We start from the raw sequence: 26,493 nt of genomic DNA, 5'->3' as shown, positions 1-26,493 counted from the left end.
TCGGTATGACCGCGTTCGATTATTTATCATCGACGATAACCAAATATCGCGCAGGAACACTCGAAGATCCTTATGTTCCGATAAGTGAATCGAAGAAGATCATCAACAATCAAGCTCAGCTATCTGAAATTCCTGTGAAAATGAGCAAAGTCCAAGCGGCAGGTTTTATCGAAGTGGTTGAGCTGCCGGAAGAAGGGCTTTTGCCGGATAGATATATTGTCGACTATAACGAAGGAATCGTGCAGTTTCATCCATCCAAAGAAGGACAGACCGTTACTTTTGTCTACCAAGGCCGAGGCAATCATTTTGTTAGTGCCGCTAGGGTATGGGTGGAACATAATAATGGCGAGGTAACGAAAACGCTCTCTGATGTCATAAGGACAATTTCCTCTTTTGATCATATGGGTATATATAATCCTGCCGTTACCTATCAAAAGTTCAACCTTGTCAACTTCCAAAGCGGAACTTATATGGCAATTCAGATGACAATAGGAAACATCCCCACTAATACGACATTCTGGAGGAAGATAGCGGGGTTCCAATGGAAAGGACTGTTTTCATCTGCAGTCACTTATGTTGCAGGGGATTTCGTATCCGATACTTCCAACCAGAACATTTATACCTGCATTTCTGAATCGAGCACGAATGTTCCGCTAACAAATTCATCCAACTGGGGCAAAGTCATTAGCATTGACACTTTAGTTTCGAATGTGAATACAGCAATTACTAACGCTAACAATGCAACAAGTGCTGCAAATACCGCCAAAGATAATGCGAATACGGCAGCGACGAATGCCAACAATGCCGCATCAGCGGCAAATACGGCAGCGGGACAAGCGAATGCTACAAATACGAATATTAAGAACGCCGAGACATTGCGGGTAGCAGCGGAAGAGGGAAGAGTCAACAATGAAATAGCCAGAACGGAAGCGGAAGAGGAACGGGTAAGTCATGAATCCACCCGAGTTGCTGCAGAGACAGCAAGAGCGAATGCTGAAACGGCTAGATCCACCGCTGAAACCGCCAGAAAAAATGCAGAGATAAGCCGAGCAAACGCTGAAACCGCTCGCAGTAGTGCAGAAACTGCCAGGGCATCGGCGGAGACAGGGCGTGTTAATGCGGAATCCTCGCGCGTGACAGCTGAAAACATAAGAGAAGGCAATGAAGCTTCCAGAAAATCCGCTGAAACCTCAAGGAGTAATGCCGAAACCGGCAGAGCGACAGCAGAAAATAATCGCGTCAATACGGAAAACTCTAGGGTTACAGCTGAAAACAACCGAGCTCTGGTAGAAACGACCAGGGTGTCGGATGAAAATGCTCGTAAAACTAACGAAGCGAATCGAGTCAGTGCCGAATCATCAAGAGTGAATGCAGAATCCGCTCGTGTAACGGCAGAAAACAATAGGGCTGCGGCGGAAGGTGGAAGAGCAAGCGCTGAAACGGCAAGGAACACTGCGGAGAATACACGCGAGGCCCAAGAAACGGGCAGAAAAAACCAAGAAGTGACAAGGCAAACAAACGAGGGAACAAGACAATCCCAGGAGACAGCCAGGCAAACGAACACGACTAATGCAATCAATACGCTGAATACTGTCACGGGCAACACGAAACATCTAGGTCAATATAACAATGCTACTGCGTACAAACCTAATAATATGGTTACCTATAGCGGTTCAACATATATGAACATTGTGGCATGTACGAACGTAGCACCGACTGATCCAGCTAAATGGGTTCTAGCTGCCAGGAAAGGCGAGGACGGAACGGGAACCGGAACATTAAAGGAAGACCAATTTATTTTATCGCCGTACGAACCTCACGTAGATAATCCTATGTTTTGGTATAAAGAACTGTCCAGCGAAGAATTATCTACAATAGGAATGATCATTGCTAACGCTTCTACCACTGAAGGCGATGCTCCGGTTTATTTCGCACCATCACCATAATTCATAATTAACGGAGGTATGACACAATGGCTTCTAATAAAAACATTCAAATAAAGTACAATAACGGCGTTGATTGGGACAGCCTGTTCCCAAAGACCAAAGCGATATTAGTGGAGTCAGGCAGCGGAGAAACAGTCGAACAGCATGTTACGGACACAGTAAAGCATATTACAAGTGCGGAGCGGACAGCCTGGAATGCCAAAGCTACGCAAACCGACATCAATAATGCCATCCAAGCATTGGTCGGTACCGCTCCTTCGACTCTGGATACTTTGCAGGAAATTGTTGCAGCATTAGGAAACGATCCGAATTTTGCAAATACGATTCTTACGAAACTAGCCGGGAAAGTGGATATTGTAGCCGGTAAAACACTGACAACGAATGATTTTACTGCCCCGCTAAAAACGAAGCTCGACGGAATTGCCGATGGAGCAACCAAAGTGCAAGCTGCTACGAACGGCAAAATAAAAATAAACGGCGTCGATGTAGATGTTTATATTCATCCGACCGGTACAAATCCGCACGGAACGACCAAAGCTGATGTTGGACTAGGAAATGTGGAAAATAAAAGCTCTGCAACCATTCGTGCTGAAATTAGTGCCGCTGATATTAACGCTGCGCTAGGGTTTACTCCTGCCAAAATTTTAAATGGCAGCGACGCATCTAAACCTGCGGCTACAGGGGGCAAGTCTCTATACATTGCTACGGACAGCGGAAAAATTTATTTGGATAATATTTCAGGAACGTGGCTACTAGTCGGGGGCGGCGGAACAGTAAACTGGTCAAATATTACGGGGCTGCCTACGACTCTTTCAGGCTACGGTATTACGGATGCAGCTCCTTCCAGTCATATTGGAATCGGCGGCACGGCTCATGCAACAGCAACTCCTTCTGTAGCCGGTTTTCTTTCGGCTGCGGATAAGACGAAGCTGGACGGGATCGCGGCTAATGCGAATAATTACGTTCATCCCTCAACCGAAGGTAATTTGCACGTTCCTGCAACCGGGACAAGCAATAACGGGAAAGTTCTGAAAGCCGGTTCAACGGCTGGAAGCATGTCCTGGGCAAGTGTCGATTATTCGGAAATAACAGGGAAGCCAAGCTCATTTACTCCATCAACGCATACTCACGCAGCGACAGATATTACAGAGAGTGTAACAAAAAGGTTCACTTCTGATACTGAAAAATCAACATGGAACGGCAAAACAAAGATTGTTCTTTCAACTACTGCACCAACAGGAGCAGATATTTGGTTTGAAGAAATCACTTAAAATGGAAGGGAAGATGATCGAATTATGGCAGAAAAGAATATTCTAATCAAACGACATAACGGAACTGATTGGGATAATATTTATCCTGTAACTAAGAGTAAAAATGTAATTTTTCCCGATAGTAAGAACATTGAAGATAAGCTTATATTAAAGCAAGATAGTCTTGGGTTTACTCCAGAGAATGTTTCTAAAAAAGGTGTGGTCAATGGCTACGCTGGATTGGATGCAAGCGGCAAAGTTCCGCTTGCGCAGCTTCCACCTATTGCTTCCGATTGGGCAAGTCTTACTGGTAAGCCAACATCGGCTGTAGCTACTATTGATGATGCAGTGACTAAAAGGCATACACACGCGAACCAAGCTGTTTTAGATGCTACTACAGCAAGTTACACAACGGCATTGAATACTAAATTAAATGGTATTGCAACAAGTGCTTCTGCGGTAGTGAATCATGCTAACAATGGTAGTATCTCTATCAATGGAACAGAAGCAATTGTTTATACACATCCTACAGGAGACGGAAACTTACATGTTCCAGCTACAGGGACTACAAATAATGGAAAGGTATTAAAAGCTGGAGCAACAGCAGGGAGTATTAGCTGGAGTAACGTAGCTTGGGGAGAAATTACGGGTGTTCCAAGTACATTCACTCCAGCCACACATACTCATAATGCTACAGATATTACTGAAAGCACAACAAAACGCTTTGTTACTGATACTGAGAAAATAACATGGAATGCAAAGGCTAGTACTGCTGTTGCCACTAATACTGTAACAGGCCTTATGTCAAGTAATGACAAGATTAAATTAGATAGTATCGTTAGTTATGCTAGTACTGGTAACAATTCTTTTGCTGAGAATTCATCTTCGGAGGCGGCGGGAGAGTATTCTCATGCTGAAGGGTATGCAACGAGAGCTTATGGCTACCAAACACATGCTGAAGGTACGGAAACTATTGCAATTGATTCTGATGGTGGTGCAAAAATAATCGCATTCGATGCTGTTAATAAAAAAGTAACTTTAGGAACTTTTACAGGCTTTATTTCTGGGGAGAATGTTTTTATTATTACAAAAACCGGAGTACTCCTTGATAAAGTGGCATCTGCTTCAAATACTACTACAGGTTATTTAGTAACCTTAACTAATAACACACCAAATGCTGACTATACTCATTTAGTCAAACTTTATACGAATACAACAGCTATGTCAGCTCATTCTGAGGGATTTAAAACTAGGGCTATGGGTAAGGCAGCCCATGCTGAAGGAAATAACTCTATCGCAATTGGGGCACACGCTCATGCCGAGGGTAGGGAGTGCATAGCAAATGATGGGAGTCACGCAGAAGGTTTTGGTACTTTTGCGCACGGATGGGGCGCTCACGCTGAAGGTTTTTATACAACGGCGATACGTTCCGAATCTTGGATTGTTAAAAGTACAGGTGTTGGAGGGGATAAAAGAATAGATATAGGTTCTAACAATCTCTCTGTCGGGGATACTATGTTAATTGCTTTCCGCTATAATGCTCCCCCTATGATTGATACAATATCATATAAAAACGGGGATTATATAGAATTCACGAATATTTCTGATCCATCTAACTGTTTAGTTATTTTACGAAACTTCAGTAGTAGCTCATCAGCACCACATGCAGAGGGGTTCAATACAGTCTCTTCTAGTTATCATTCCCATGCAGAAGGGTCATCTACTATAGCCAAAGGTGTATCCTCCCATGCAGAAGGGGCGGAAACTATAGCTCTAGGGTCAAGCTCCCATGCAGAAGGAACTAGTTCAGTAGCCGGTGGGACTAATTCACATGCAGCCGGTTACTATACAACCGCAGATATATTTGCTGGTACTGCCATTGGTTCCTACAACAAACCAATGGCAGGTAGTGCAACTATGTTTAACAGTTCAGCAGATGCATTTGTCATTGGAAACGGATCATCTTCTTCTCGTTCTAATGCATTTAGGGTTGCATTCAATGGTAATGTATATGGTCTATCTGCATTTAATTCATCTGGTGCAGACTACGCGGAGTACTTTGAATGGCAAGACGGTAATCCTAACAATGAAGATAGAACAGGGTTATTTGTTACATTAGATGGAGATAAAATAAGAAAAGCTACTAACGAAGATGAATTTATCTTAGGTGTTGTCTCCGTAAATCCATCTGTAGTAGGTGATAGTCATCAGGATGATTGGAACCAAAAATACCTGAAGGACAAATGGGGACGAATTCGTTACCAGTATATAGATGAGCCGGAAAAGAAACAAGTGATAACTCATAATCCAGAGTATGAAATAAAATACTCTGAACCTGAAATTGGTGATCAGGGTGAGATTATTAAAGAAGGGTACTACGAAGAAGTTCTTGTCAAAGAGGGATACGTTGAAGAGATTATCATTAGTCCCGCAGGGCAAGAATATCTACCAGTTCTCAATCCTGAATGGGATTCTAATATGGAATACATTCCTCGTGAACAACGCAAAGAATGGTCTGCCATTGGTATGATGGGTAAACTTCTTGTTCGTGACGACGGGACATGTGTGGTTAATGGTTATTGCACACCTAATGGTAATGGTATTGCTACTAGAGTAACTACTGGTTACCGCGTCATGAAACGTGTAGCTCCTAATATCATACTGATTCTCGTTAAGTAATAAAAATACCTTAATGGCTATCAGAAGCTAGCTATTAGGGTATTTTTTTAAAAAGTCAAATATTAATAAACTAACATTAGGAAGGTGGTACAAAACGGATATGAGTGGAGAAATCAAAGGCACAATAGATAATCCAGCGGTTATCGCTGGAATTTTTGGCGTACTTGGAACTTTCGTAACAGGCTACTTAGGATTTTTGGTCGCAAAAAACCAAAATAAAAAAGAAAAATCAATTACAGACAGAAAACAACTGTCCGATGATGAACAAAAATTTCGTGATGATTTGTACGAAAGAATGGTTGTACTTGAAGAAACTGTTGACAAATATATGAAACTCGTAGACAGGTATCACCAAAGAAGCATTTCTTTAGAAGAAGAAGTTCTGCAATGGAAAAACAAATATGTTGAACTGGACAAAGAATGGAGAGTCAAGTATACGGAACTTGAAATTGAAAACAAACATTTGCAGAATAAAGTCTTTGCGCTGGAAGGTCATCTTAGAAAAATGCAAGAAAAAGAATTTGAGGAGGCTTAATTGCTTCTTTTTTATTTTGCTTGCTTTTGCATTTGGAATAAAGATAGAGAGCATGATGGGATTATGGGGGAGATGACATGGAGATGAACGAACTGCCGGGCGAAGTCCTTACAAGCGAAATTCTTACGTTAGCCGCAATTGTGGCGTCGTTCGTAGGGATTTTGAAAGTTTACGGCGTTCCCAGCAAGCATAATCATTTGTTTGCTTTGATCGTAGCAGCGATCTTTATTCTGGTTCCGGAGCGCGTGCAGCAGACTTTAATTATGATTTCATTGGTCGGCTTAACGGCGAGCGGCGCCTATCATTATTCGAAAACGCCTAAAAGCGGCGACGATAAGCAGCAGTAGCTTGAAAGACTGCTCAATTCCTATAGAACTGGAGTCAATAAGTATGTTCAAAATGAAATATTCCATCATACCCGACTTCATCGAAGGCGTTCCTAAAATTCCTTACCGATTGGGTGCAGGTAAGTATGAAGGCGTTGTGAGCCACGAAACGGCGGGGTATGCATCGGCGGCGAACGAAATTATGTACGAGCGCAGAAATTGGAAAAACGCCTTCGTCCATTACTTCGTCGATTCCAGCGGTATCCGCCAATGCGCGGATCATAACTACATCGCTTACGGAGCGGGTTTTACGGCGAATCAGCGTTATGTCCACGTCGAGCTATGCAGAACGCGAGAGCCGGACGCATTCAAAAAGTCGTATGACATGTACGCCTGGCTGCTCGCGTATATCCTATATCGGGGAGGACATCAGGTCGTCGATAACGTGACTCTGCTTTCTCACGATTGGGTGTCGAGGAATTTTGGCGGGACCGATCATGCCGATCCGATCGCTTATTTGGCGTCATGGGGAATCTCATGGACGGAGCATGTCGAGAACGTAAAGCAGGCCTATTTAGAAAACCAACAAGAGGATGAAGATACAATGAAGCTTGAACAGCAATGGCAGTGGAAAATGCTCGGAGATTCCCTGGACGGGTTGTACCGCAAAGGGGTGATCTCGGACTATACATGGGCTGAAAAAGCGTACAAAATGGAACTTAGCCACTCCGAAATTGCATGGTTAAACATGGTCATTCTGGCGCGGCAGCAGGGTGTCGAGGTTTGAGTGGACGAGTTTAAAACTCGCTCCGAGAGCGCCTCAACACATGGTATTGCGTAGCACGATGGAGAATCCGCCGACCAGATAGTAGGATCGCAGCAGTACCACATTGGCGCCGCGAGAAGGTAGCCAAGCATACAACTTCGCAGCATGTGCAACATCAGTCTGCTGCCGCTCGTCAAATAACAATAAGCCGATAGTACCGGAGAGGGGTGTCATGATCATAGGCAGCGCTTCTTTTCCTTTTCCCAGCGAGTAATACTGGGCAATCCTGACGGCGATTTTAGCCTTCGCGGCGGCCGTTCTTTTTCCGCTTCCTTTTATGGTAAAATGGGGGGAAGTGAAGGAAAGGACCTGCTGAGGACGATGAATAGACATATATTGATTGTCGACGACGACAAGTCGATCGCGAATCTGGTTGAGATTTATTTGCTGAACGAGGGCTATGAAGTGACAAAGGCGCATGACGGGCACCAGGCGCTTCGGCTGCTGGCCGATCGAACGTTCCATCTCGTCATCCTCGACATCATGATGCCGGGCATGGACGGGCTGGAAGTATGCCGGGAGCTGCGCCGCGAGCAGGCGATCCCGATCCTGATGCTGAGCGCGAAGGCGGAGGACGGGGATAAAATTCTCGGGCTCGTAACCGGTGCGGACGATTATTTGGTGAAGCCGTTCAACCCGCTCGAGCTGCTTGCCCGGGTCAAATCGCTGCTGCGTCGAACGTACGGCTTGAATGCACAGCTGTCGGCACAGTCGGGAAACAACGATACGATCGACATTCATACGGTGCAGATTAACAAATCGACGCATACCGTCACCGTAGAGGGGCGACATGTGAATTTAACCTCGCTCGAATTCGGTATTTTGCACCTGCTGGCGAGCAATCCGAACCGGGTGTTCAGCGCGGAGGAGCTGTACGAACGCATTTGGAAAGAAAAGTACTACCAATCCAATAACACGGTTATGGTTCATATCAGCAACCTGCGCGACAAGCTGGAGAAGGAAACGGGCGGCGTAAAACTGATCCATACCGTATGGGGAGTCGGATATAAGCTTGTTCCGTAAACTGTTTTACAGCATAAGATGGAAAATATTGTCGATCGTGCTGATGAGCGCCGTTCTGGCTATAGGCACGACGCTTCTGCTTATCCCGATTTTGCAGATCGCCTCTCAGATCGGGATTTTTCCGTTCACCGATATATTGAGGGCGGTGGCGAGCCGGTATGATTTTTCGGTGTTTTTCATGATGGCGCTGACCGCTTTTTTCTTCTTTATCGTGTACATGCTCATTCTGACCCAGCGTATGATCCGTTATTTGGTCAAAATAACCGAAGCGGTCCAGCAAATCGCGGACGGCCGGTTCGACCGGCGCGTTCCCGTCAACTCGCAGGACGAGCTCGGCACGCTCGCGGAAAATATTAACCGGATGACTACCCAGCTCAAAGTATCGCTCGAGGAGGAGCGGCGCGCGGAGCGGACGAAGGCCGAGCTGATCACGAACGTATCGCATGACCTGCGGACGCCGCTTACTTCCCTGAGCGGATATTTGGGTCTGATCGAGCAGGACCGCTATCGCGACGAGGTGGAGCTTCGCCATTACGTGTCGATCGCTTACGAAAAATCGCAAAGGCTAACCGTACTCGTCAACGATCTGTTCGAGTATACGCGGGCCAGCGGCGGGGGGATTGCGCTTAACCGCTCGGCAATTAATCTCGCCGAAATGCTCGGCCAGCTTGCGGTCCAGTACCGCCACTCCCTGCAGGAAGCGGGGCTTGAGGCTCGGCTCCAGGTACCGGAGGAGGCCAAGGTAATCGTTCCTGCAGACGGCGATAAATTGGTGCGCGTGTTCGAAAATTTACTCGTCAACGCGATCCATTACGGGAGAGAGGGCAAGGTCGTCGATATTCACGTGCGAACGGAAGGCTCCGCCGCAGTCGCCGAGGTTGTCAATTACGGCGAGCCGATACCGGCAAGCGATCTGCCGCATGTGTTCGACCGGTTCTATCGCGTGGAAAAGTCGCGTGCCGAGCATACGGGCGGCTCCGGACTGGGACTTGCGATCGCCAAAACGATCGTCGAGCTGCACGGCGGCGCAATCTCGGTACGGAGCGATCAATGCCGGACAAGCTTCGAGGTGCGGCTACCGCTCGGCGCAAGCAGATAAGGCGGAAGCTTTATTGGCTTTTCATGGATTCGAAGTTATGCAGGTTGACGGTCAGCACGTCGAATACGTCCTCCTGCAAATATTGCTCCAGCAGCTGTCCTTCGCGGGGGTACCAGACCGGTCTCCGGAGCGGCGTGCGATCCGCCCTGCGTTTAACCAAACAATGCTGAAAGCGTTATTATACAGGCTGAAGGTTGTACGGTATAATTTGGGAGGTATCCTATTGTGGTTGACGTTTTCACGGAAATAACGATAAATCGTCCTCGTGATCAAGTGTCCGCTTATGCGGCCAATCCGGACCATGCGCCGGAATGGTACGTCAATATTCAATCCGCAGAATGGCGGACGGCTAAGCTTTTGCAGATCGGATCCGAAATCGCTTTTAAAGCGTATTTCCTGGGGAAAGAACTTTCGTATGTATACCGGATAACGGAATATGTCCCTGGTGAAAAGCTTGTCATGCGGACGGCTGACGGGCCTTTTCCGATGGAAACGACGTACGAGTGGGAATCGGCCGGCGGGAATGCGACCCGAATGACTTTACGCAACAGAGGCAACCCGGCGGGTTTTTCCGCGCTTTTCGCTCCCTTCATGTCGTTGATGATGAAGCGTGCCAACAATAAGGATTTGAAAAGGATCAAAGCTATACTCGAAAACCGTACATAGAATCCGTATCCGAGATCTATCACCGTACTTCAAAGGAGAGGCGACTGACGATGAGCAAAATCGGCATTTGGGAAAACGCGGAGCCTGGCGTTAAACGTTGTATTTTGAACGCGGGCGAGGCCATTATGATGATGGAAGTGCACTTCGAAGCGGGGGCGGAGGGTTATGTGCACAGCCACCCTCACGAACAGATGACCTACTGTCTGAAGGGAAGCTTCGAATTTAACGTCGACGGCGTGGTCCACCCGTTGAAGGCGGGCGAAACGCTGCGCGTTCCGGGCAACGCCAAGCACGGCTGCCGAGCACTGGAGGCGGGCGCGCTGCTGGACGCGTTCACGCCGCTGCGCAAAGATTTGCTGGGCTTGGAGTGAGAACGCATATNCCGCTGCGCAAAGATTTGCTGGGCTTGGAGTGAGAACGCATATATCCACGCAAAATCACCGAAGGGATGCTCCCTGACCGGTGATTTTTTCATTTTGGCGCGATTGCCGGCATAGACAGGAAGCTGCGATTCGATGATCGCTGAAAAAATGATGCGATTGATTCGTTTGGAAAGTAAATTGCTGCTTACATTCATTCCCCGCCGGCTGCTTGTCGATCGATATTCTCAGCTATTGCAAAGAGCGTTTCCTCCGCCAGATTCCGTCCGTTGAGAACGATGCTCCATTTCCCTCTTTTCCAAGCAAGAACGAAATGGCCGTCAGATTTGACGTATGTGGCTTCAGCGCCGTGTAAATCTATTTGCTTTACGTCGGGCGAACGGTTTGTCATCCCGTCTATGACCATTTTCTTAGAAACATTATGGTACAACGAAAGTGTTATATGTTGGTTTCCGGGGATTTGGCCCCATACAGTAATCAAAAACAGCTGTTTCTCTTTATTGACCAGCTCCGCGTGGAGATCTTTAACGATGAGATCCGGATAGGTTAACCTTGGAAAACTAAGGCCAACCATCTGCTCCAGTTCACCGTTATACCCGGAAGCGTTCAGCGACTCGACTGCCGGCTCACTGAACGCGGAGCCGCTATTTTTCCCTGTTTTAAATGAAACGCCTATAAGATTGCCGCCTCCCCCGGAGCTTGTAAAATAGGTGACGATCTTCATAAGATCCTCTTTAGCATACGCCGTGACGGCCGTCAAAAAAATGACCGCACATAAAGCGGCAACGGTGTATTTGCGAAAACTTCCCCTTTTTATAGGCTGGATCTCCGGTAAAGCATCGCGTACATTCATATGAAATTCCGGAACCGGTATCTCGCGAGCGAGCGTATGAAATGATGCTTTGATTCGGCGGTCGAGATTCTTCATAAGTTACGCAGCTCCTTTACTGCAAAGTCGTAGATTCGATGGGCGTCAATCTGTTTCTCCAACAGCTTTCTGGCTTTATGCAAGCGGGATTTGACCGTCCCTTTGCGAATTTTGAGAATATCGGCAATTTCCTCTACTTTGAACTCCTCAAAATAATACAAAACGAGAACGGTGCGATACTCCACCTTCATGCTTCTGACGGCTTGCCGGAGGATTTCGGCTTCCTCGTTTCTGACTATCGTTTCGATTGGCGACGGCATCATGTCGGCGCGCTCCATATACTCCGCAACCGGTTTTGTCTGCCGAAGCATGTTCAAAGAGCGGAAGACGACGATTTTATAAAACCATGACCGGAAGGACGACGATTTACTTTCTTGGAATCGGTCCAGCGTGCGGTATACTTCGATCAATGCATTTTGTACGGCGTCCTGCGCCAAGTGATGGTCGTGAGTAATGAGCGCCGCCGTTCGAAACGCCATCGTCAAATAGGGACGCATTAACGAATCGTAGGCCTGCATATCCCCCGCTTTGCAGCGCCGGATCAAGTCCAGTTCATTCAAAATTCCACCCCCTGTTGCTTTGTCCTGCTATATATTCACATTCTAATGGAAGTTGGTTCGCGATAACGGAAAAAAAGTGGGGTCTAGTACGAGATCAAGTCTAAAACTACGGATGGATGAAGTCCTGGTTACGAGAGTAACCATGGATATCATAACGGTTATTCACGGAACGTGCGTATAGTGGAGAACCTTATTGTTTATGAGGCTACCCTCACTATTGCACCGGTAAAATGCTCGTTCTCGCCCGTTAATGAGGCAAATGCAACTATTCATTTCGTTTGCCTCACTACTAATTGCGTTTGCCTCATTACCTCACCGAAACACGGGTTTTTGGCGAGAAATAGTAAAGTTTACCTCACTGATAATAACCTTTGCCTCACTATGCCTACAGAACATGGTTTTCGGCGAGAGGTAACATATAGAGAGCTGCTGGAGTTGGAATTTGCCCGCTTGAAGAGAAGGGGAAAAGCACGCTATTGTACTGGAGTCCGAATTTGCCCACTTGGCGTAAGGAGAAAAGCACGGCGTAACGCCCGAGTCCGATTTTGCCCGCTTGGAGAGAGGTTTTTCACCCTGAGACGTTAAAAACCGCTCTATAAACGGGTTTTATCGGACTGGAGAGACAAACAAGGTCGAAAGGCCTGCTCCAGTTGGGCAAAATCGAATTGCGGGAGCGGCGCGTTCGAAGGTGGTTTCCGAATTTTCGATAACGTTTCTCGCATGAGAAAGTGGCGTCGGTTAATCGAGGCGCTACAGGAGTACAGGAGCGGATGGAGAGAACGCGGTTGAGATGGCAAAGCGAAACTAGCGGCGACGAAGGGTTATGGAAATGCAGGGGACGGCTAACCTGCCAACATCGGCGTATCCCCCCCTGGTCCCTAGCGCCGCTTACGCCAAGCTGCGATCAAGAGCAGCACGAGCGGCATAACCAAGCCGTGCATGATCGTATAAGGCACCCACGTCAGCTCGTCCCAGGTATGCGCGTACACGATGCTTGGGTAGATATGATGAGTAGCGGCGATCAATACGAGGCCGATCGGCAAAACAAGCGGCCGGAAGTTTAATTTAAACGTCTGGGCGAGACCGTAAACGGACGAGTAAAAGTAGATGCAAGTTTTGTAGAACATACCGGTCAGCCAAATGCCTGCGACGATGGCTTCGAACCGCTGTAGGAAATCGAACACTCTGATTTTTCCCGCCAGCAGAAACGAGACATAGGTCGTCTGAGCCGTAATATCGGCGCCAAGCACCAAAATATCGAGCAAGACGATCAAGGTCATGCTCGCGCCTCCGACGAGCGCTGCGTTCCAGAACGCTTTTTTGGCCTTTCCGGGATCGGCGGCGAGGCTGCTTGGAAATATCATCAGAAATACGATCAGCGGCAAGTTGGAGAAGCTGGTATAGGAAAGAGACGCTTTCAGGTGAGGCTTGATCCCCGTCTCCAGCACGGGCCGTATGTTGTCGAAGTCGATTTGCGGCGAGATGAAGACGACCAGCACGACGAACAGCGCCAAGACGATCGGGAATGCAAGCTCGGCCGAGCGGCCAAGCGTTTCGATGCCGACGCGGACGCCGATGACGACGATCGCGCCGAACAGGAGGTTGACGGCTTTGAGCGGCGTTTCGACCAATAGCTCCGTCGTGACGAAATTGCTGACTCCCCAAATAACGGTGGCGGCGGCGATAAAGCCGAAGCTCGCAAACCATACCGCTGCGATCGTCCCGAGCCTTTTGCCGAGAAGCTCCAGACATATTTCCACAAGCGTCAACCTGGGAAAACGCATGGAAAGCGACATGTACAGAAAAAGCAGCAAGGCTCCTTCCGCCATACCGAGGAGCACGGTTATCCAGGCGTCTTGCTTGGCCTCTGCCGCAAGACCCGAGGGCGTGATAAGGATTGTCGTTCCTACGGTAAACAGCACGACCAATATCATAAATTGCCGCGCGCTTATTTGCTCCATATGATTCATTTGCACCCCGCCTGCTTCACGAGTGACCGGATCTCTTGCGCAGCATGGCCGCGCACAGGAAAACGAGTGGGAAAAACACGCCGTATGTCAGCGTATAAGGCGTCCATATTAAGAAAGCGAACGTATCGAAATACGTTTTGTTGGGTACGAATTTAAGGGCGAGATTATACATCAAAATGCCGAGCGGCAGTGTCAGGATGCGGGACGATTTCAGTCCGAGCAATCCGGAGAGCCCGATGGCGGCTGCATAATAACAAACGGCGATTTTCGTATACACCGTAATGAACCACATAAAAGCCATAATGGCTTCGATGCGCTCGAAAAAGTCGGCGACGCTTATTTTTTGCGTCAGCGCATAGCTCGGATAGCCGTAAAGGGCCGTTAAGCTGTCGCCCAGCACGAGAATGGCCATAAGCGTCAATACGCTCAAAATAAAGATGCCGATCAAAAGGCCGATCGTATACGCTTTAGCCGCTTTCCTGGGCTGATTGACGAAGGGAAACAGCATCAGGAGGATGACGGTCTCCTCCATATTGCCGAAAAACCGCAAATTTCCGCTCACAACGGGCTTGATTCCTTCGCCGAGAACGGGGCGGATTTGATCGATTCGGATCTGGGGCCACAAGAAGAAGATCAGAATGCAAAATAGCAAAATAAACCATGGAAACAACAGCTCCGACGATCGGCTGATCGTTTCCGCCCCTAAGCGTGTCCCGATCACGATGGAAGCGGCAAAAAGAATGAGCACCGATTCGACGGGCGTTTCCGGCAGCACCTGCGTCGTGATGAAATCTCCGATTTCCATCAGGATGAGGGAGGCATCGGTCAGGAAAAACGTGACGTAGAGGATTGCCGCGGCTGTGCCGAGCCATTTGCCGAGAAGCTTTTTGCCGTATTCGGTTATCGTCAATTGAGGAAACCTTTTTGCAAGCGTCATGTACAGCCAAGCCAGCAGCAGACCTTCGACCATGCAAAGAAGTGCCCCAATCCAGGCATCCTGTTTCGCTTCCGTTGCCAGCCAAGACGGAACGTACAGAATGCCGTCTCCGATCGTGAACAGAGCCGTGACGATCATGTATTGCCGCGGGCTTATTTTTTCGTTGACAAGCATTCTGCTCCCCCACTTTAAACGCGCTTGCGGAACATCGACTGCCGCCGCTACTTCAGCGGGTTATAAATCAGGTCGCTAAGCGGCTTGTACAGGAACGAAATCCAATCCAGCATATTCGGAATTTTCGCATTCAGCGCATCGGCGATCGTCAGGCTCGCGCCAAAGGCAAGCAGCGCCGTAAAGACCCATAAATCTTTTTTGAGCTTCTGTCTCCGAAGGGACGGGATTTCGATCGCCGCAATGCCGCCGGTTACGAATAGGATTCCGATAATGGTCCACATGCCGATCGCCTCTCACTCGCTTTTTATTTCCTGGATGAACGATTTTCCGATTTTGCCCGTGCGCCGCAGCTTCACGTCGACATTCGGACGGATGCTTACAGTCGTGAACATTTGCCCCCACTCGTTTTTGATCGCCTTCCAGTGTTTGGGTTGGTCCCGGTGCATCGCTTCGCCGAATCCGAAAATATCGGATTTGAAGCCGGTTTGCACTTTGCGGACAGCGGCTTCCACGTAACCCTGAATGCGCTGTTCGGCCCTTTTCTCCAGCTCGTAAATCGATTTCGTCTTGGATAAGTCGATTTGGCACTCCACTTCGCTAACGTTTCCTTCGGCATCGATTCGGATTTCGAGCTCCGGCTTACCTTCGGCAAATTTCGCTTTTAACTTCGTTTTGGTGCGCATCAGCTCGACGACGAGCTTGCCTCCCTGCGGACAGGAGATATCGCTCACCGATTGGTTTACGTTATCGACAATGAAGTTATAGCCCCTGCTTTCATCCTCGTTCAGCCACCCGATCAATTTATCCTCTTTAAAAACGCCGACCGACGAATATCTCAAGAGGGCTTTGGGACGAATCGCCTTGGTATTCTCCTCTTTATCCGCTTTGCGGACGTCGCCGCTAATTTCAAGTCCCATTAAAACGGGCTGTCTGCCTTCGCTTATTAGAGCCTTGATCAGATCGTCCAGATGAACGCCGACCGACGGCGCCCAATATTTTTCCGATGTCTCGAGTCCTTTGTACAGCTTCTCGGCGGGCACTTTTTCAAGCGTGGTGAAGGTGCTTAAAATATCGACGGCTTTCGTCCCTTTCGCCACTGCGACATAAAAATCCGGGCGAAGCTCGTGATCGCGCAGGAACAGGTCGAGGACGTTGCGAATCCCTTCGCGGGCGATTTCTTCTCCCAGCAAGAATATCCGGATATGCGAAAAATGCAGCTTCCGCGGCGAAACGGCCGTCAGCTTGCGAATGCCCTCATGGATCGTATCCGCCTCGGTGGCGAAGGTTGTAACCGGCGCTCCGCCGCCTTGCCCCTGCTGCTCGGACATTTGGCCGGGATTCAAAATTTGCGCGGAAAGCAGGTATTTGCCGTCCGCTTTGTCAACGGAGAGTCCTGCAACGATGGCGATATCGTTCATTTCTTTGCGGCTCCAGCAGCCGGCGGCCAGCGCACACAGAATGAGTATTACGCAGCTAAGGGCGATTGTACGCATCGTCACACCACCAGATTTTCATCACGTAACTTACTTCTTTTCCTGATCCGGACCGGGAGGAGGCGTTTGCTGCCGTACGGTATTTTGCCCGCTGATCAGTCTGGGGCGGGTACGCAAAGCCCATAACGGCATACGCAATATCGTATCCTTCTGATCGGCGGAAATAAGCGGCGCCATTGGGGCCATATACGGCACCCCGAAGGAGCGCAAGCTGCATAGATGCAGGTTGAGCAGGATCAGCCCGACGAAAACGCCGAACAGTCCGAAGCTCGCAGCGAGGCCCATTAGCAGAAAGCGCAAAATACGAACCGGAATCGACATGGAGAACGTCGGCAAAATGAAGCTGGATATCGCGGTGATCGAAACGACGATGACCATCGCGGAGGACACGAGACCGGCACGCACTGCAGCTTCGCCGAGCACGAGGGCGCCGACGATCGAGATGGCGGGACCGACCGCCCGCGGCATCCGGATACCGGCTTCGCGCAGCAGCTCGAACGTAAATTCCATCAAGAATGCTTCCACGGCGGCGGGAAAAGGCACACGCTCCCTTTGTGCGGCAATGCTCATCATCAAGGTTGTCGGCAGCATTTCCTGATGAAATGTCGTCACGGAAATGTATAACGAAGGCGCAAGAAGCGTGATGAAAAACGCAACGAGGCGCAGCAGGCGGATCAGTCCGAAATCCGAACGCTGGTAATAATCCTCCGACGATTGCAGGAATTGCGTGAAGACGACCGGCGCGACAAGCACGACGGGCGTTCCGTCGACGAGAATGGCGATACGGCCCTCAAGCAGATTGGCGGCGACCGTGTCGGGCCTCTCCGTATTGTATATGGTCGGAAACGGGGTAATCGTCTCGTCCTGGATCAGCTCTTCGATATTGCCGGTCTCGAAAATGCCGTCGATATCGATCCGCTTCAGCCGTGTGCGGATTTCCTCGACGATTTTGTCATTGGCGATGCCTTTGACATACATGACGGCTACCTGGGTTCGGGTCACCCGCCCGATGGACATCGATTCCAGCCATAGATTCGGGTTATTGATTTTGCGCCGGATGAGCGCGGTATTTTTGCGTATATTTTCCGAAAACGATTCCCGGGGGCCGCGGACGACCGTCTGCACGGAGGCCTCCTGTACGCCACGGTCGTCGATTCCCTTCGTGCCGGCTGCGAAGCCGTAATCGTAGCCGTCGACCAGAATGACGGTGTCTCCCGACAAGATGGAGGAGAACGCCGATCGATAATCGCGAATTTCCTGAATATCGCCAAGCGTCAATATAAATTGCTTGAGCACCGTCATCGTATTCCCGTCATCGGTTTCGTTCCGGGGAAGAACGGTTTCTTTCGAATGCAGCATGAGCGCATCCAAGAAACGGTTGATGAGATCCTTGTCGGCCATTCCTTCCGTGTACACAATGCCGGTTTTGACGGTTCCGGCGGCGCCGATCCGAATCTCTCTGACGATAAGGTCCGTGCTGAAGCCGACAGCTTCTTTAATATGCCGCAAGCTTTCGTGCAGAACGGGATTCAGCTTCTCGGCTTCGCCCGGCTGCTTGTCAGTCGGACCTCCGCTTAAGCTTGCCGGTGATGGACGCTGAAACTTTTTTCGTATCATTCGCGCGAGCTTGTCCATCGGGGCCGTCTCCTTAATTCGTTGATTTCCATTGATAGCGTTTGTCTGCAGGTGGAATTTTATACCGTCATCCAGGACCTTTAGATTTATACAGATTAACTTAAGAAATTCTTTACGATTATTTTCCGTTTGCTTAAAGGTTGTGCAGTATAGTGGTTTACGTGAAATGAATCCGGAACGGAGGAAGGACATGTACCGGTCTGAACAAGCTGTCGGTCGGAAGGGTGGTCGGAGCGATCGGGGGCTGGCTCCATCCGATAAATTGAATATTCTTAGAGGTCATGAAGGCTTATGTTATAAAGTCGCGTTTTATTTGCTCGGGGACGAGGCGGAAGCGATCGTTGCCCTACGTAAAGCGCTCATGGAGCTTTTGCGGGATGAAGCTTTTTTCCTGGAGCCGGTGACGGTGCAGAGTCAGAAGGCGAAACGCGCCGCTACCATACAAGCGCTGGCAGTGAAGCAAGGACTGCTGCGGGAGCGGACGGGATATGCGGGGTAGCGCGCTGAAATGCGAGCGTACGAACCCATTTTCGTAATTATATAGAGCGGGAGGATACACAATGATTGAGGTAAATAACATCAGCCATCAGTTTGCAATCGGCAAGAAGGGAAAAGAACGCATTATACCGGTTCTTCATAGCATCGATATGCGCGTGGAGCAGGGGGAAGTCGTGGCGATCGTCGGGCGGAGCGGATCCGGCAAATCGACGCTGCTCAATCTGATTTCCGGATATATCCGGCCGACATCCGGGGAGATTCGAATCGGCGGCCAAACGGTCACCAAGCTGAGCGAAGGGGAATGGGCGGATTTTCGGCTTGCTTTTTTCGGCTTCATGTTCCAAAGCTTTCAGCTGATTCCGAGCATGACGGCGTTCGAGAACGTCGAGCTGCCGCTCGTGCTGAAGGGAGTCGGCTTGGAGCAGCGCAAGAAGCGGGTTATAGAGCTGCTCGATCGCGTAGGCTTGTCCGAATGCGCAGGCCATTATCCCGGCGAGCTGTCGGGCGGCCAGCAGCAGCGCGTCTCGGTGGCGAGGGCGCTCGTGCTCAATCCGCCGATCGTACTGGCTGACGAGCCGACAGGCAGTCTTGACAGCGAAAACGAGCGCCAGCTGCTCGCTTTGATCGGCGAGCTGAACAGGGAACAGGGCACGACTTTCCTGATCATTACGCATGACGATCAGGTCGCCGCGGTAGCCCACCGCACCGTAATGCTTCAGGACGGCAGACTGGTTCAGCCGCAAAGAAACGTCACAGCCGAACCTTTTGCGCCGGGCGCCGGCGGGGTAATCCCGCTGGTGCGCTCATAAGCTCAGAGAAGAAGGAGAAATAAAAGAGATGAAATTTTCGGATCAGGTCCGGTTTGTCCGGCAAAATATGAAAAAAAACAAATCCCGCCTGTTCATGACCGTGTTAGCGACTGCGATGGGCTGCGCATTTCTGATCGTGCTCGCTTCGGTGGGCTTCGGATTGCAGAAAAGCATCGTCGACAAAATGATCGGCGACCGGGTCGTGACGGCGATCGATGTATGGGGAAAAGAAGTAGGAGGCAAGCACGTAAACGAAATGACCGGCGACGACCTCCAATATTTGCGCTCGGTCGAACATGTTAAAGCGGTCACCTACCGGAATTACCTTCGGCAAGGGTTGAACATGTCCGTCGACGGAACGGCGGTGCCGGGCGGCGGAACGATCGCCGTCGACTTCGAGGCCGAGACGAAGGCGGGCTTCGGGCTTAGCGCAGGCCGTCTGCCGCAGGGAGCCGACGAAGTCGTGATCGGTTACAATATCCGGGAGGCCGAGCCTACCGGCGAAGAGCAGAGCGAGGGGAGCGCGACCGCACCGAGCAAGCCGGAATCCGCCCCTGCCAAGGATTTGATCGGCAAGAAGCTGCAGTTCGAGGTGCGTCAGCTGGTGAACGGCGCCGAGCAGAAGACGCCGATGACGGTCACGATCGTGGGCGTTACGAAAGAACCGACGCGCGAATGGAAGAAAGATAAGAGCGTATATATCGGAGAAGAGGTTCTGCAGAAGATCGAGTCGATTACCGGGACGCAGCTCGGGGAAATCCGTCAGCCCGAATCGAAGGACGAGAAAAATCAAGCGCAGCGCGAGCAGCCCAAATCGCCGGCTGAGCCGCGCGAGTATACGCAGGTGCAGGTCATTGCGGACGGCGCTCAGTATGTCAAAGGAATCGGGGAGCAGGTTCGCGACAAGGGGTATTTGAACCATTCGATCGCCAATGAATTGAAGCAGGTCAACATGGTGTTTCTGATTATGAAAATCGGACTTGTCTTCGTCGGCACGATCGCCGTTCTGATCGCTTCGATCGGCATCTTTAATACGATGACGATGGCGGTGACCGAACGGGCGCAGGATATCGGCATCATGAAAGCGATCGGCGCGCATCCGTCGGCGATCCGCCGCATCTTCCTGCTTGAGAGCGGATTAATCGGTTTATTCGGCGCCGTCATCGGCATCATTGTTTCGTACGTGCTGTCGATTGCGGTCAACACGGCTCTGCCGATCCTGATCCAATCGTTCCTGGAGGAGAAAGTGCCTGCGGATTTCCGCTTCTCGCTCATTCCGCCGCTGCTGGTTATTATTGCCGCCGTCATATCGCTTGGCGTCGCAATATTATCCGGCTCCCGTCCGGCGAAACGGGCGACCAAGGTCGATGTGCTTCGCGCGCTGCGAAGAGATGTGTAGGGGATATTTGGGAATATCAAGCTGCGTTAAAGCCAAACCGTCCGGGGAACCGGACGGTTTTCCATGTCGGATGGAAACATGAACGGATTGTCAATTGGCGGCCCCACATAAGTATGCGCAAGCTGTTGTAAAGTAGTATGCTGCGATATTCAGTAAGCCGAAAGTCATGTATAATAAAGGGCATATGGGACAACGGGCATTGAACAATCTGAACGCGGCGGCAGAGTGGCATCGGTTGCGTTGCACGCTTGAAATAAAGGGGAACGTATTGTGGATTTGAGCGTTTACTTAGAAAATTTGACAACCTCTACCTTCCGGAGCTACGAATCGTTACCGATTTTGTTAAAGCTTGCAGGCTTGCGTCATACAAAAATGAGAAAAGCGGAAATGATAGCTGAGTTAAACGCTTATCTGTCCAACGAAGACAACATAATCGCTCTGTGGAGCCGGCTCCACGGCCTGGAAAAGGAGCTTATGGAAGAATACGTGCGGAGTTTTCAGGTCTTGGAGAGCGAAGATATCAATCCTATTTTCGAAAAATATGACCGAAAGCCCCTATGGAGCCACTATTCTCGACATGTTGCCGATCTGTTCGAGCAACACTCGCCGGCAAGGTTGTTTTTTATCGGGAGGAATATTCCAGCTCCGTTATTTGCCATACTGCAACGAATGGTGAAGCCGATCGAAATCCGGTTTTCCCCTGTACAGGAACGGATCGAGGACAGAACGGACCATAGGCTGGCGCCGGGTTCCGGCTTCGAACGGGATTTAATAGCGATCGTCAAGCTCGCTAACAGCTTCAAGCTTAGAACGACCAAGGGAAGCTGAATGCCGACCAAAGCCGCCGTATTGAAAATGGACGAGGTTCTCGAATTAAAGGAGCCTTTGCCAAGTGAAGGGGAACTGGAAAACATCCGGGTAGTCGAGCAAACGACGCGAATCTACGGCATATCCCGGCTGCTGCTGGCTGCATCGGTCTTGCGGGACGATAACGGCGTGCTTGCGCTCGGGTTGGACGCGGAGTCCTTCCTGGCAGGAAGCCATATCGACAAGGGCAGGCTGCTGCTTGAAGCGTACCTTAACGATAGTCACATAGATGAACTTGGACGTATTCGCGAGATCAAGGCGCAGACGGAGAGAGGGGCGCATTTCAAAAGCTGCAGAGCGCTTTTATTATCCTATTTGCGCTTATGTCCGATGAATGAGTGGATAGCTGTAGAGGAACTGCTTTATTATATCAAGAAGAAGGACAGAAACTTTCTTACCTTGGTAACAGGAGAAATTCTTACATATGACTCCTATCACCGATACTATTGCATCCAACATAGCTGGGATGAAATTGAGGGCAGATTCGTCGAGGTAGCATTGCTGGAGTACCTGTCCGCAATCGGGATGGTCGACATCGGGTTTGTGTACTCGGAGAACGAGGTGTACTTCAATTTTGAGAAAGTGCTATATTTCCGCTTGAATGAGTTCGGGGCGTATCTACTAGGCATCAATGATGCATATGAGAGCGGATTGGGCGATTCTTTTGCGCGCAGGCAAACGGGACTGATCATTCATCCGAACGGCGATATCACGGCCTCCCTGGAAGTTCATAAGCTGTTTTTCGACCGGTTTGCGGAGAAAGCTTCCGAAGGTATGGAACCGGTTTACAGGCTATCGTTCGCATCAATGGTCAACGCGCTGAATCAAGGAATCGAAATGAAAGAAATCGCTGATTATCTGGTTGCGAACAGCGAGCATGGGGTGCCTGAGGACGTCAGTCAAATGCTTCAAGATTGGGAAATGAAAAGCGGGAAAATACGAATCCGACAGGCCTTGATCGTGGAGACGGACGATCCCCTTTTGATGGACGAGCTGAAAAATGCCAAGCCGATTCGTAATCATATCGTGAGTGATCTGACTCGCGCTTTTGAAATCGGGGACAAGTCGATCGGCAAAGTGAAAAAGGAAATCGAGAAAAAACAGCTTTTTTGCTCGATCGAGGGGGAGCTTAAACGCACTTAGCGATCAGATCAGGCGACAATTGCCGAATGGCGTGTTGCTCACCATGATTTACAGCCTCCTGGAAAACAGGGGGCTTTCAAACGTTGCTGTCGGCTTGTGTACTGTGTATAATTTGCTCAATCATCAGTTAGGGGAATAGGGAAAGGTTGTGCGGAACATGTCATACGAAGAGGTTAAGCGTATCGTTTCGGCGAGCCGGAATATCGTCTTTTTTGGGGGAGCGGGGACGTCTACGGAGAGCGGCATTCCGGATTTTCGTTCGGAAGCGGGACTTTACCAAACGAAAACGAAGCAAACTTATCCGCCGGAGGTGATGCTGAGCCGCAGCTTTTTTACGGAGCATACGGAACAATTTTACGAGTTTTACCGGTCGAAAATGATCTACAAGGACGCCAAGCCGAACGCGGCCCACGTCGCATTGGCTCAGCTGGAGCGGGATGGCAGGCTTAAAGCGGTCATTACGCAAAATATCGACGGTCTGCATCAACTGGCAGGCAGCGGCAGCGTATTGGAGCTGCACGGCTCCGTGCACCGAAACCGCTGTATGAGCTGCGCGAAGTTTTTTGCGCTGGAGCACATTGTTGCGAGCGAGGATGCCATTCCGGTTTGCGATGAATGCGGCGGGACGGTTAAGCCTGAAGTCGTGCTGTACGAAGAGATGCTCGATGAAGCGGTTCTCGAACAAGCGATTGCCGCGATCTCTGAAGCGGATGTGCTGATCGTCGGCGGAACGTCGCTGACCGTCAATCCCGCTGCGGGACTCGTCGGACTATACCGGGGAGACAATCTGATCCTGATCAACAAATCGTCCACGCCGTATGACAGCCAGGCGCGATTCGTCATCCGCGACAGCATCGGCAAAGTGTTGAATTCGCTATGCTGAGTTGATCGATAGAGAAAAAAACGCACCTCGGCGATGGAACTCTAAGTCCGCCGAGACGCGCATTTCTCTATCAATTTCCCGCCGCATTCGCTTTGCGCAGCACGTTCTCCACCTTCAGCAAATGCTTAAGCATCCGCTCGCCGGCAAGCGAGCCGTCCTGTGCGGATATCGCTTCGAACACGCTGCGGTGCTCGTCCAGCAGCCGTTCGGCCGAAGCACGCTCCGCGTAAAACCAGAGCCGCCGCAAATCCTTCATCGACGCATGCATACGCTGGGAGAGCGACTCCATCATTTGCACGAGCAGCGAATTTCCGGTCGCCTTGGCGATCTGAAGGTGAAAGCGGACGTCCGCTTGCTCGCTGGCGGCTTCATCGTCAAGAAGCGAAGACATTTCCTCCAAAATCTCGCCTAGAAGCCGCAGATCTTCCTCGCTGCGGTTTACTGCGGCAAGCGACGCGCAGCCGCTCTCCAGCAGCTTGCGCACCTCGAGCACCTCCTGCAGCGAATCGGTTTTCTGAAATAACGTTCCGAACGGTTTATCCTCCGTAGTTTCCCCAGGCAGCTCCTTTTTAACAAACGTTCCTCCGCCTTGGCGAATATCGAGCCAGCCCATCGCTTTAAGCGCGCTTAATGCTTCGCGGATCGTAGAACGGCCGACGCCGTAGCTGCCCGCGAGATCGACGACCGAAGAAAGCTTCGTTCCGGGCGGCAGAGCGCCGCTTTCGATTTGTTTTTTGATATGTTCCATAACAAGCTCATAGCCTTTAGGCGGCTTTAGCGGATTTGCGTTCATCGTTTTCCTCCAAAGTCGGCTGATAATGGCGTTATATATTTTCTCCCAGCGTTTTTGATTCTCACTCTATACACTCATTTAAGCATACGATATAATAGAACAAAAGTCATCAGATGACCTGATTTATTTTGAGGATCTCGGTTATATTAGGGGAGGCTGTTTTCATGCTGGAGGAATCGGTTAAACGCGAGCTTCGCGCCATTGTTGGGGATAAATACTATAAAGATGATAACGAGACGCTCGTTACGCATTCCTATGACGGAACGCCGATGCTGCAATCGCTGCCGGACGGCGTTATTTATCCGGGCAGTACGCAGGAAGTATCGGATATCGTCAAGGTGCTGGCGAAGCACCGCATTCCGATCGTAAGCCGCGGGTCGGGCACGAATTTATGCGGGGGGACGGTACCGACGGAGGGCGGCATCGTCATGGTCATGCACCGGATGAACCGTATCCTGGAAGTCGATCTCGAAAATTTGACGGCTATCGTTCAACCGGGACTGAATACGAAGGAGTTCATTACGCATGTTGAAGAACTCGGGTTGTTTTACCCGCCCGATCCGAGCAGCATGGCGATTTCGACGATCGGCGGCAACATCGCCGAGTGCTCCGGCGGACTTCGCGGTCTGAAATACGGCACGACCAAAGATTACGTCATCGGTCTTGAAGCCGTTCTTGCCAGCGGCGAAATTATCCGCACAGGCGGCAAGCTGATGAAGGATGTTGCAGGATATGACCTGACGAAGCTGCTCGTCGGCTCCGAGGGAACGCTCGCGATTATTACCGAAGCGACGCTGAAGCTCATTCCGCCGCCGAAATATAAAAAGACGATGCTGGCGATGTACACGGATATTTATGGAGCCGCACGCACCGTTTCGAAGATTATCGAAAACCGGATCATCCCGGCTACGCTCGAATTTCTCGACAATCCGACGATTCGCGTCGTCGACGATTTTGCCAAGCTTGGTTTGCCGCTCGATATGGCTGCGATCCTGCTGATCGAACAAGACGGCGCCGAGGAATCGGCTGTCGAACGCGACATCGCGCTCATTACGCGCATTTGCGAAGAGGAGAAAGCGGCTCAAGTAAGCGTAGCGCAAAACCAGGACGAGGCGCTTAAGCTGCTGACGGCTCGCCGCAGCGCATTTACGGCTTTGGCCCGCTTGCGTCCGACGACGATTTTGGAGGATGCGACCGTGCCTCGCTCCAAAATCGCCGATATGGTACTTGAAATCAATAGAATCGCGCAAAAATACAACGTGCAAATTTGTACGTTCGGCCACGCCGGCGACGGCAACCTGCATCCGACGGCAACGACCGATGCGCGCGACCCGGAAGAAATTCACCGCGTCGAAGAGGCGTTTGCGGAAATTTTCGAAGCGGCGATCGAGCTAGGCGGCACGATTACGGGAGAGCATGGAGTCGGCCTCGTCAAAGCGCCGTATCTGGAATGGAAAGTCGGCAAAGCAGGCATCGATGTGATGCGCGGCATCAAACAGGCTTTCGACCCGAATAACCTGCTCAATCCGGGCAAAATGTTCGCGCGTGAAACGCGCAAAAGGGTGGTGATCCAACGTGGCTGAGCAAGCACTGAAACAGCATGATGCGCATGGGGGACATGGCGGCGGGACTTCCACTCCTACGCTCGACCCGTTTGCGAACAACCCGCTTGCG

The 26,493-nt window shown here is 50.2% G+C and carries 27 protein-coding genes; 17 read left to right on the top strand and 10 right to left on the bottom strand.

Annotated elements, in window-relative coordinates:
* Nucleotides 1–5 precede the first annotated feature (5 nt).
* The 6 genes from DQG23_RS35150 (at nucleotide 6) to DQG23_RS35125 (ending at nucleotide 7,523) form a co-directional block, all read left to right on the top strand.
* On the top strand, nucleotides 6–1,946 hold the full coding sequence (locus DQG23_RS35150; protein WP_113035716.1) for an alanine-zipper protein: 1,941 nt from the start codon (nucleotides 6–8) through the stop codon (nucleotides 1,944–1,946).
* Between the two features lie 26 nt (nucleotides 1,947–1,972).
* A complete protein-coding gene (locus DQG23_RS35145; RefSeq protein WP_113035715.1) occupies nucleotides 1,973–3,217 on the top strand; it encodes a hypothetical protein in 1,245 nt (414 codons plus the stop codon).
* 24 nt (nucleotides 3,218–3,241) lie between these two features.
* Complete coding sequence (locus tag DQG23_RS35140; RefSeq protein WP_113035714.1) at nucleotides 3,242–5,875, top strand: peptidase G2 autoproteolytic cleavage domain-containing protein; 2,634 nt, start codon at nucleotides 3,242–3,244, stop codon at nucleotides 5,873–5,875.
* A gap of 100 nt (nucleotides 5,876–5,975) precedes the next feature.
* A complete protein-coding gene (locus tag DQG23_RS35135; RefSeq protein ID WP_113035713.1) occupies nucleotides 5,976–6,410 on the top strand; it encodes a hypothetical protein in 435 nt (144 codons plus the stop codon).
* Nucleotides 6,411–6,487: 77 nt separating this feature from the next.
* The gene (locus tag DQG23_RS35130; protein ID WP_238178181.1) at nucleotides 6,488–6,757 is read left to right on the top strand and encodes a hypothetical protein; all 270 of its coding nucleotides are present in this window, start codon (nucleotides 6,488–6,490) and stop codon (nucleotides 6,755–6,757) included.
* Nucleotides 6,758–6,800: 43 nt separating this feature from the next.
* Entirely contained in the window at nucleotides 6,801–7,523 is a 723-nt protein-coding gene (locus DQG23_RS35125; protein WP_113035712.1) for a peptidoglycan recognition protein family protein, read from the top strand.
* A 33-nt stretch (nucleotides 7,524–7,556) separates the two neighbouring features.
* Here DQG23_RS35125 and DQG23_RS41965 read toward each other — a convergent pair whose 3' ends face one another.
* Nucleotides 7,557–7,895, bottom strand: coding sequence for a hypothetical protein (locus tag DQG23_RS41965; protein ID WP_146762444.1), 339 nt, complete (start codon nucleotides 7,893–7,895; stop codon nucleotides 7,557–7,559).
* On the opposite strand from DQG23_RS41965, the gene DQG23_RS35115 reads away from it, so the two are divergent.
* Nucleotides 7,884–8,585 carry a response regulator transcription factor gene (locus tag DQG23_RS35115; RefSeq protein ID WP_113035760.1) on the top strand — a complete coding sequence of 234 codons (702 nt, stop codon included), beginning with the start codon at nucleotides 7,884–7,886 and terminating at the stop codon, nucleotides 8,583–8,585. The two genes, DQG23_RS41965 and DQG23_RS35115, sit on opposite strands and share 12 nt — an antisense overlap.
* A complete protein-coding gene (locus tag DQG23_RS35110) occupies nucleotides 8,575–9,684 on the top strand; it encodes a sensor histidine kinase (RefSeq protein ID WP_238178180.1) in 1,110 nt (369 codons plus the stop codon). Before DQG23_RS35115 ends, DQG23_RS35110 begins: the two co-directional genes overlap by 11 nt.
* A 10-nt stretch (nucleotides 9,685–9,694) precedes the next feature.
* Here the strand turns inward: DQG23_RS35110 and DQG23_RS42380 are convergent, their stop codons facing one another.
* Entirely contained in the window at nucleotides 9,695–9,844 is a 150-nt protein-coding gene (locus DQG23_RS42380; protein ID WP_158560865.1) for a hypothetical protein, read from the bottom strand.
* Nucleotides 9,845–9,909: 65 nt separating this feature from the next.
* On the opposite strand from DQG23_RS42380, the gene DQG23_RS35100 reads away from it, so the two are divergent.
* On the top strand, nucleotides 9,910–10,350 hold the full coding sequence (locus DQG23_RS35100) for an SRPBCC family protein (RefSeq protein ID WP_113035709.1): 441 nt from the start codon (nucleotides 9,910–9,912) through the stop codon (nucleotides 10,348–10,350).
* A 50-nt stretch (nucleotides 10,351–10,400) separates the two neighbouring features.
* Nucleotides 10,401–10,721, top strand: coding sequence for a cupin domain-containing protein (locus DQG23_RS35095; protein WP_113035708.1), 321 nt, complete (start codon nucleotides 10,401–10,403; stop codon nucleotides 10,719–10,721).
* 202 nt (nucleotides 10,722–10,923) lie between these two features.
* On the opposite strand, the gene DQG23_RS35090 is transcribed toward DQG23_RS35095, so the two are convergent.
* The 7 genes from DQG23_RS35090 to DQG23_RS35060 form a co-directional block, all read right to left on the bottom strand.
* The gene (locus DQG23_RS35090) at nucleotides 10,924–11,658 is read right to left on the bottom strand and encodes a DUF4367 domain-containing protein (RefSeq protein WP_113035707.1); all 735 of its coding nucleotides are present in this window, start codon (nucleotides 11,656–11,658) and stop codon (nucleotides 10,924–10,926) included.
* A complete protein-coding gene (locus DQG23_RS35085; protein WP_113035706.1) occupies nucleotides 11,655–12,218 on the bottom strand; it encodes an RNA polymerase sigma factor in 564 nt (187 codons plus the stop codon). The genes DQG23_RS35090 and DQG23_RS35085 overlap by 4 nt, the downstream gene beginning before the upstream one ends.
* 878 nt (nucleotides 12,219–13,096) lie before the next feature.
* Nucleotides 13,097–14,188, bottom strand: coding sequence for a GerAB/ArcD/ProY family transporter (locus tag DQG23_RS35080; RefSeq protein ID WP_113035705.1), 1,092 nt, complete (start codon nucleotides 14,186–14,188; stop codon nucleotides 13,097–13,099).
* Nucleotides 14,189–14,204: 16 nt separating this feature from the next.
* Nucleotides 14,205–15,299: a GerAB/ArcD/ProY family transporter gene (locus tag DQG23_RS35075; protein WP_113035704.1), complete on the bottom strand. Its 1,095-nt coding sequence runs from the start codon at nucleotides 15,297–15,299 to the stop codon at nucleotides 14,205–14,207.
* A 47-nt stretch (nucleotides 15,300–15,346) separates the two neighbouring features.
* Complete coding sequence (locus DQG23_RS35070; protein ID WP_113035703.1) at nucleotides 15,347–15,580, bottom strand: hypothetical protein; 234 nt, start codon at nucleotides 15,578–15,580, stop codon at nucleotides 15,347–15,349.
* Between the two features lie 12 nt (nucleotides 15,581–15,592).
* Nucleotides 15,593–16,792 (bottom strand): Ger(x)C family spore germination protein, encoded by a 1,200-nt coding sequence (locus DQG23_RS35065; RefSeq protein WP_113035702.1) that lies wholly within the window; start codon nucleotides 16,790–16,792, stop codon nucleotides 15,593–15,595.
* Between the two features lie 30 nt (nucleotides 16,793–16,822).
* Entirely contained in the window at nucleotides 16,823–18,427 is a 1,605-nt protein-coding gene (locus DQG23_RS35060) for a spore germination protein (protein ID WP_113035701.1), read from the bottom strand.
* 190 nt (nucleotides 18,428–18,617) lie between these two features.
* Between DQG23_RS35060 and DQG23_RS35055 the strand changes: the two genes are divergently transcribed.
* The 6 genes from DQG23_RS35055 to DQG23_RS35030 all read left to right on the top strand — a co-directional run bounded on the left by DQG23_RS35055 (nucleotide 18,618) and on the right by DQG23_RS35030 (nucleotide 24,026).
* Nucleotides 18,618–18,926 (top strand): hypothetical protein, encoded by a 309-nt coding sequence (locus DQG23_RS35055; protein WP_113035700.1) that lies wholly within the window; start codon nucleotides 18,618–18,620, stop codon nucleotides 18,924–18,926.
* 61 nt (nucleotides 18,927–18,987) lie between these two features.
* The gene (locus DQG23_RS35050) at nucleotides 18,988–19,734 is read left to right on the top strand and encodes an ABC transporter ATP-binding protein (protein WP_113035699.1); all 747 of its coding nucleotides are present in this window, start codon (nucleotides 18,988–18,990) and stop codon (nucleotides 19,732–19,734) included.
* 28 nt (nucleotides 19,735–19,762) lie between these two features.
* The gene (locus DQG23_RS35045) at nucleotides 19,763–21,133 is read left to right on the top strand and encodes an ABC transporter permease (protein ID WP_113035698.1); all 1,371 of its coding nucleotides are present in this window, start codon (nucleotides 19,763–19,765) and stop codon (nucleotides 21,131–21,133) included.
* Between the two features lie 270 nt (nucleotides 21,134–21,403).
* Entirely contained in the window at nucleotides 21,404–21,961 is a 558-nt protein-coding gene (locus DQG23_RS35040; RefSeq protein ID WP_113035697.1) for a hypothetical protein, read from the top strand.
* Nucleotides 21,962–23,143, top strand: a complete 1,182-nt coding sequence (locus tag DQG23_RS35035) for a helicase-associated domain-containing protein (RefSeq protein ID WP_113035696.1) — start codon at nucleotides 21,962–21,964, stop codon at nucleotides 23,141–23,143. It begins immediately after the preceding gene.
* 157 nt (nucleotides 23,144–23,300) lie between these two features.
* Nucleotides 23,301–24,026, top strand: coding sequence for an NAD-dependent protein deacylase (locus DQG23_RS35030; protein WP_113035695.1), 726 nt, complete (start codon nucleotides 23,301–23,303; stop codon nucleotides 24,024–24,026).
* 70 nt (nucleotides 24,027–24,096) lie between these two features.
* Here DQG23_RS35030 and DQG23_RS35025 read toward each other — a convergent pair whose 3' ends face one another.
* A complete protein-coding gene (locus DQG23_RS35025; protein WP_113035694.1) occupies nucleotides 24,097–24,819 on the bottom strand; it encodes a FadR/GntR family transcriptional regulator in 723 nt (240 codons plus the stop codon).
* A 164-nt stretch (nucleotides 24,820–24,983) separates the two neighbouring features.
* Here DQG23_RS35025 and DQG23_RS35020 point away from each other — a divergent pair, with 164 nt between their 5' ends.
* Entirely contained in the window at nucleotides 24,984–26,402 is a 1,419-nt protein-coding gene (locus DQG23_RS35020) for an FAD-binding oxidoreductase (RefSeq protein ID WP_113035693.1), read from the top strand.
* Nucleotides 26,403–26,493 lie beyond the last annotated feature (91 nt).

This window comes from Paenibacillus contaminans (assembly GCF_003285015.1).
Lineage (GTDB): Bacteria > Bacillota > Bacilli > Paenibacillales > NBRC-103111 > Paenibacillus_V > Paenibacillus_V contaminans.
Note: the sequence above shows the minus strand (reverse complement) of the source record. Positions and strands in the feature narration are given on the sequence as shown.

Excerpts from the sequence above, each read along its gene's own strand:
- DQG23_RS35070 (WP_113035703.1), bottom strand. The coding sequence starts at position 15,580 with ATGTGGACCATTATCGGAATCCTATTCGTAACCGGCGGCATTGCGGCG.
- DQG23_RS35075 (WP_113035704.1), bottom strand. The coding sequence starts at position 15,299 with ATGCTTGTCAACGAAAAAATAAGCCCGCGGCAATACATGATCGTCACG.
- DQG23_RS35090 (WP_113035707.1), bottom strand. The coding sequence starts at position 11,658 with ATGAAGAATCTCGACCGCCGAATCAAAGCATCATTTCATACGCTCGCT.
- DQG23_RS35065 (WP_113035702.1), bottom strand. The coding sequence starts at position 16,792 with ATGCGTACAATCGCCCTTAGCTGCGTAATACTCATTCTGTGTGCGCTG.
- DQG23_RS35060 (WP_113035701.1), bottom strand. The coding sequence starts at position 18,427 with ATGGACAAGCTCGCGCGAATGATACGAAAAAAGTTTCAGCGTCCATCA.
- DQG23_RS35025 (WP_113035694.1), bottom strand. The coding sequence starts at position 24,819 with ATGAACGCAAATCCGCTAAAGCCGCCTAAAGGCTATGAGCTTGTTATG.
- DQG23_RS35055 (WP_113035700.1), top strand. The coding sequence starts at position 18,618 with ATGTACCGGTCTGAACAAGCTGTCGGTCGGAAGGGTGGTCGGAGCGAT.
- DQG23_RS35150 (WP_113035716.1), top strand. The coding sequence starts at position 6 with ATGACCGCGTTCGATTATTTATCATCGACGATAACCAAATATCGCGCA.
- DQG23_RS35095 (WP_113035708.1), top strand. The coding sequence starts at position 10,401 with ATGAGCAAAATCGGCATTTGGGAAAACGCGGAGCCTGGCGTTAAACGT.
- DQG23_RS35125 (WP_113035712.1), top strand. The coding sequence starts at position 6,801 with ATGTTCAAAATGAAATATTCCATCATACCCGACTTCATCGAAGGCGTT.
- DQG23_RS35045 (WP_113035698.1), top strand. The coding sequence starts at position 19,763 with ATGAAATTTTCGGATCAGGTCCGGTTTGTCCGGCAAAATATGAAAAAA.
- DQG23_RS35080 (WP_113035705.1), bottom strand. The coding sequence starts at position 14,188 with ATGAATCATATGGAGCAAATAAGCGCGCGGCAATTTATGATATTGGTC.
- DQG23_RS35145 (WP_113035715.1), top strand. The coding sequence starts at position 1,973 with ATGGCTTCTAATAAAAACATTCAAATAAAGTACAATAACGGCGTTGAT.
- DQG23_RS35020 (WP_113035693.1), top strand. The coding sequence starts at position 24,984 with ATGCTGGAGGAATCGGTTAAACGCGAGCTTCGCGCCATTGTTGGGGAT.
- DQG23_RS41965 (WP_146762444.1), bottom strand. The coding sequence starts at position 7,895 with ATGTCTATTCATCGTCCTCAGCAGGTCCTTTCCTTCACTTCCCCCCAT.
- DQG23_RS35135 (WP_113035713.1), top strand. The coding sequence starts at position 5,976 with ATGAGTGGAGAAATCAAAGGCACAATAGATAATCCAGCGGTTATCGCT.
- DQG23_RS35130 (WP_238178181.1), top strand. The coding sequence starts at position 6,488 with ATGGAGATGAACGAACTGCCGGGCGAAGTCCTTACAAGCGAAATTCTT.
- DQG23_RS35115 (WP_113035760.1), top strand. The coding sequence starts at position 7,884 with ATGAATAGACATATATTGATTGTCGACGACGACAAGTCGATCGCGAAT.
- DQG23_RS35035 (WP_113035696.1), top strand. The coding sequence starts at position 21,962 with ATGCCGACCAAAGCCGCCGTATTGAAAATGGACGAGGTTCTCGAATTA.
- DQG23_RS35030 (WP_113035695.1), top strand. The coding sequence starts at position 23,301 with ATGTCATACGAAGAGGTTAAGCGTATCGTTTCGGCGAGCCGGAATATC.
- DQG23_RS35050 (WP_113035699.1), top strand. The coding sequence starts at position 18,988 with ATGATTGAGGTAAATAACATCAGCCATCAGTTTGCAATCGGCAAGAAG.
- DQG23_RS35140 (WP_113035714.1), top strand. The coding sequence starts at position 3,242 with ATGGCAGAAAAGAATATTCTAATCAAACGACATAACGGAACTGATTGG.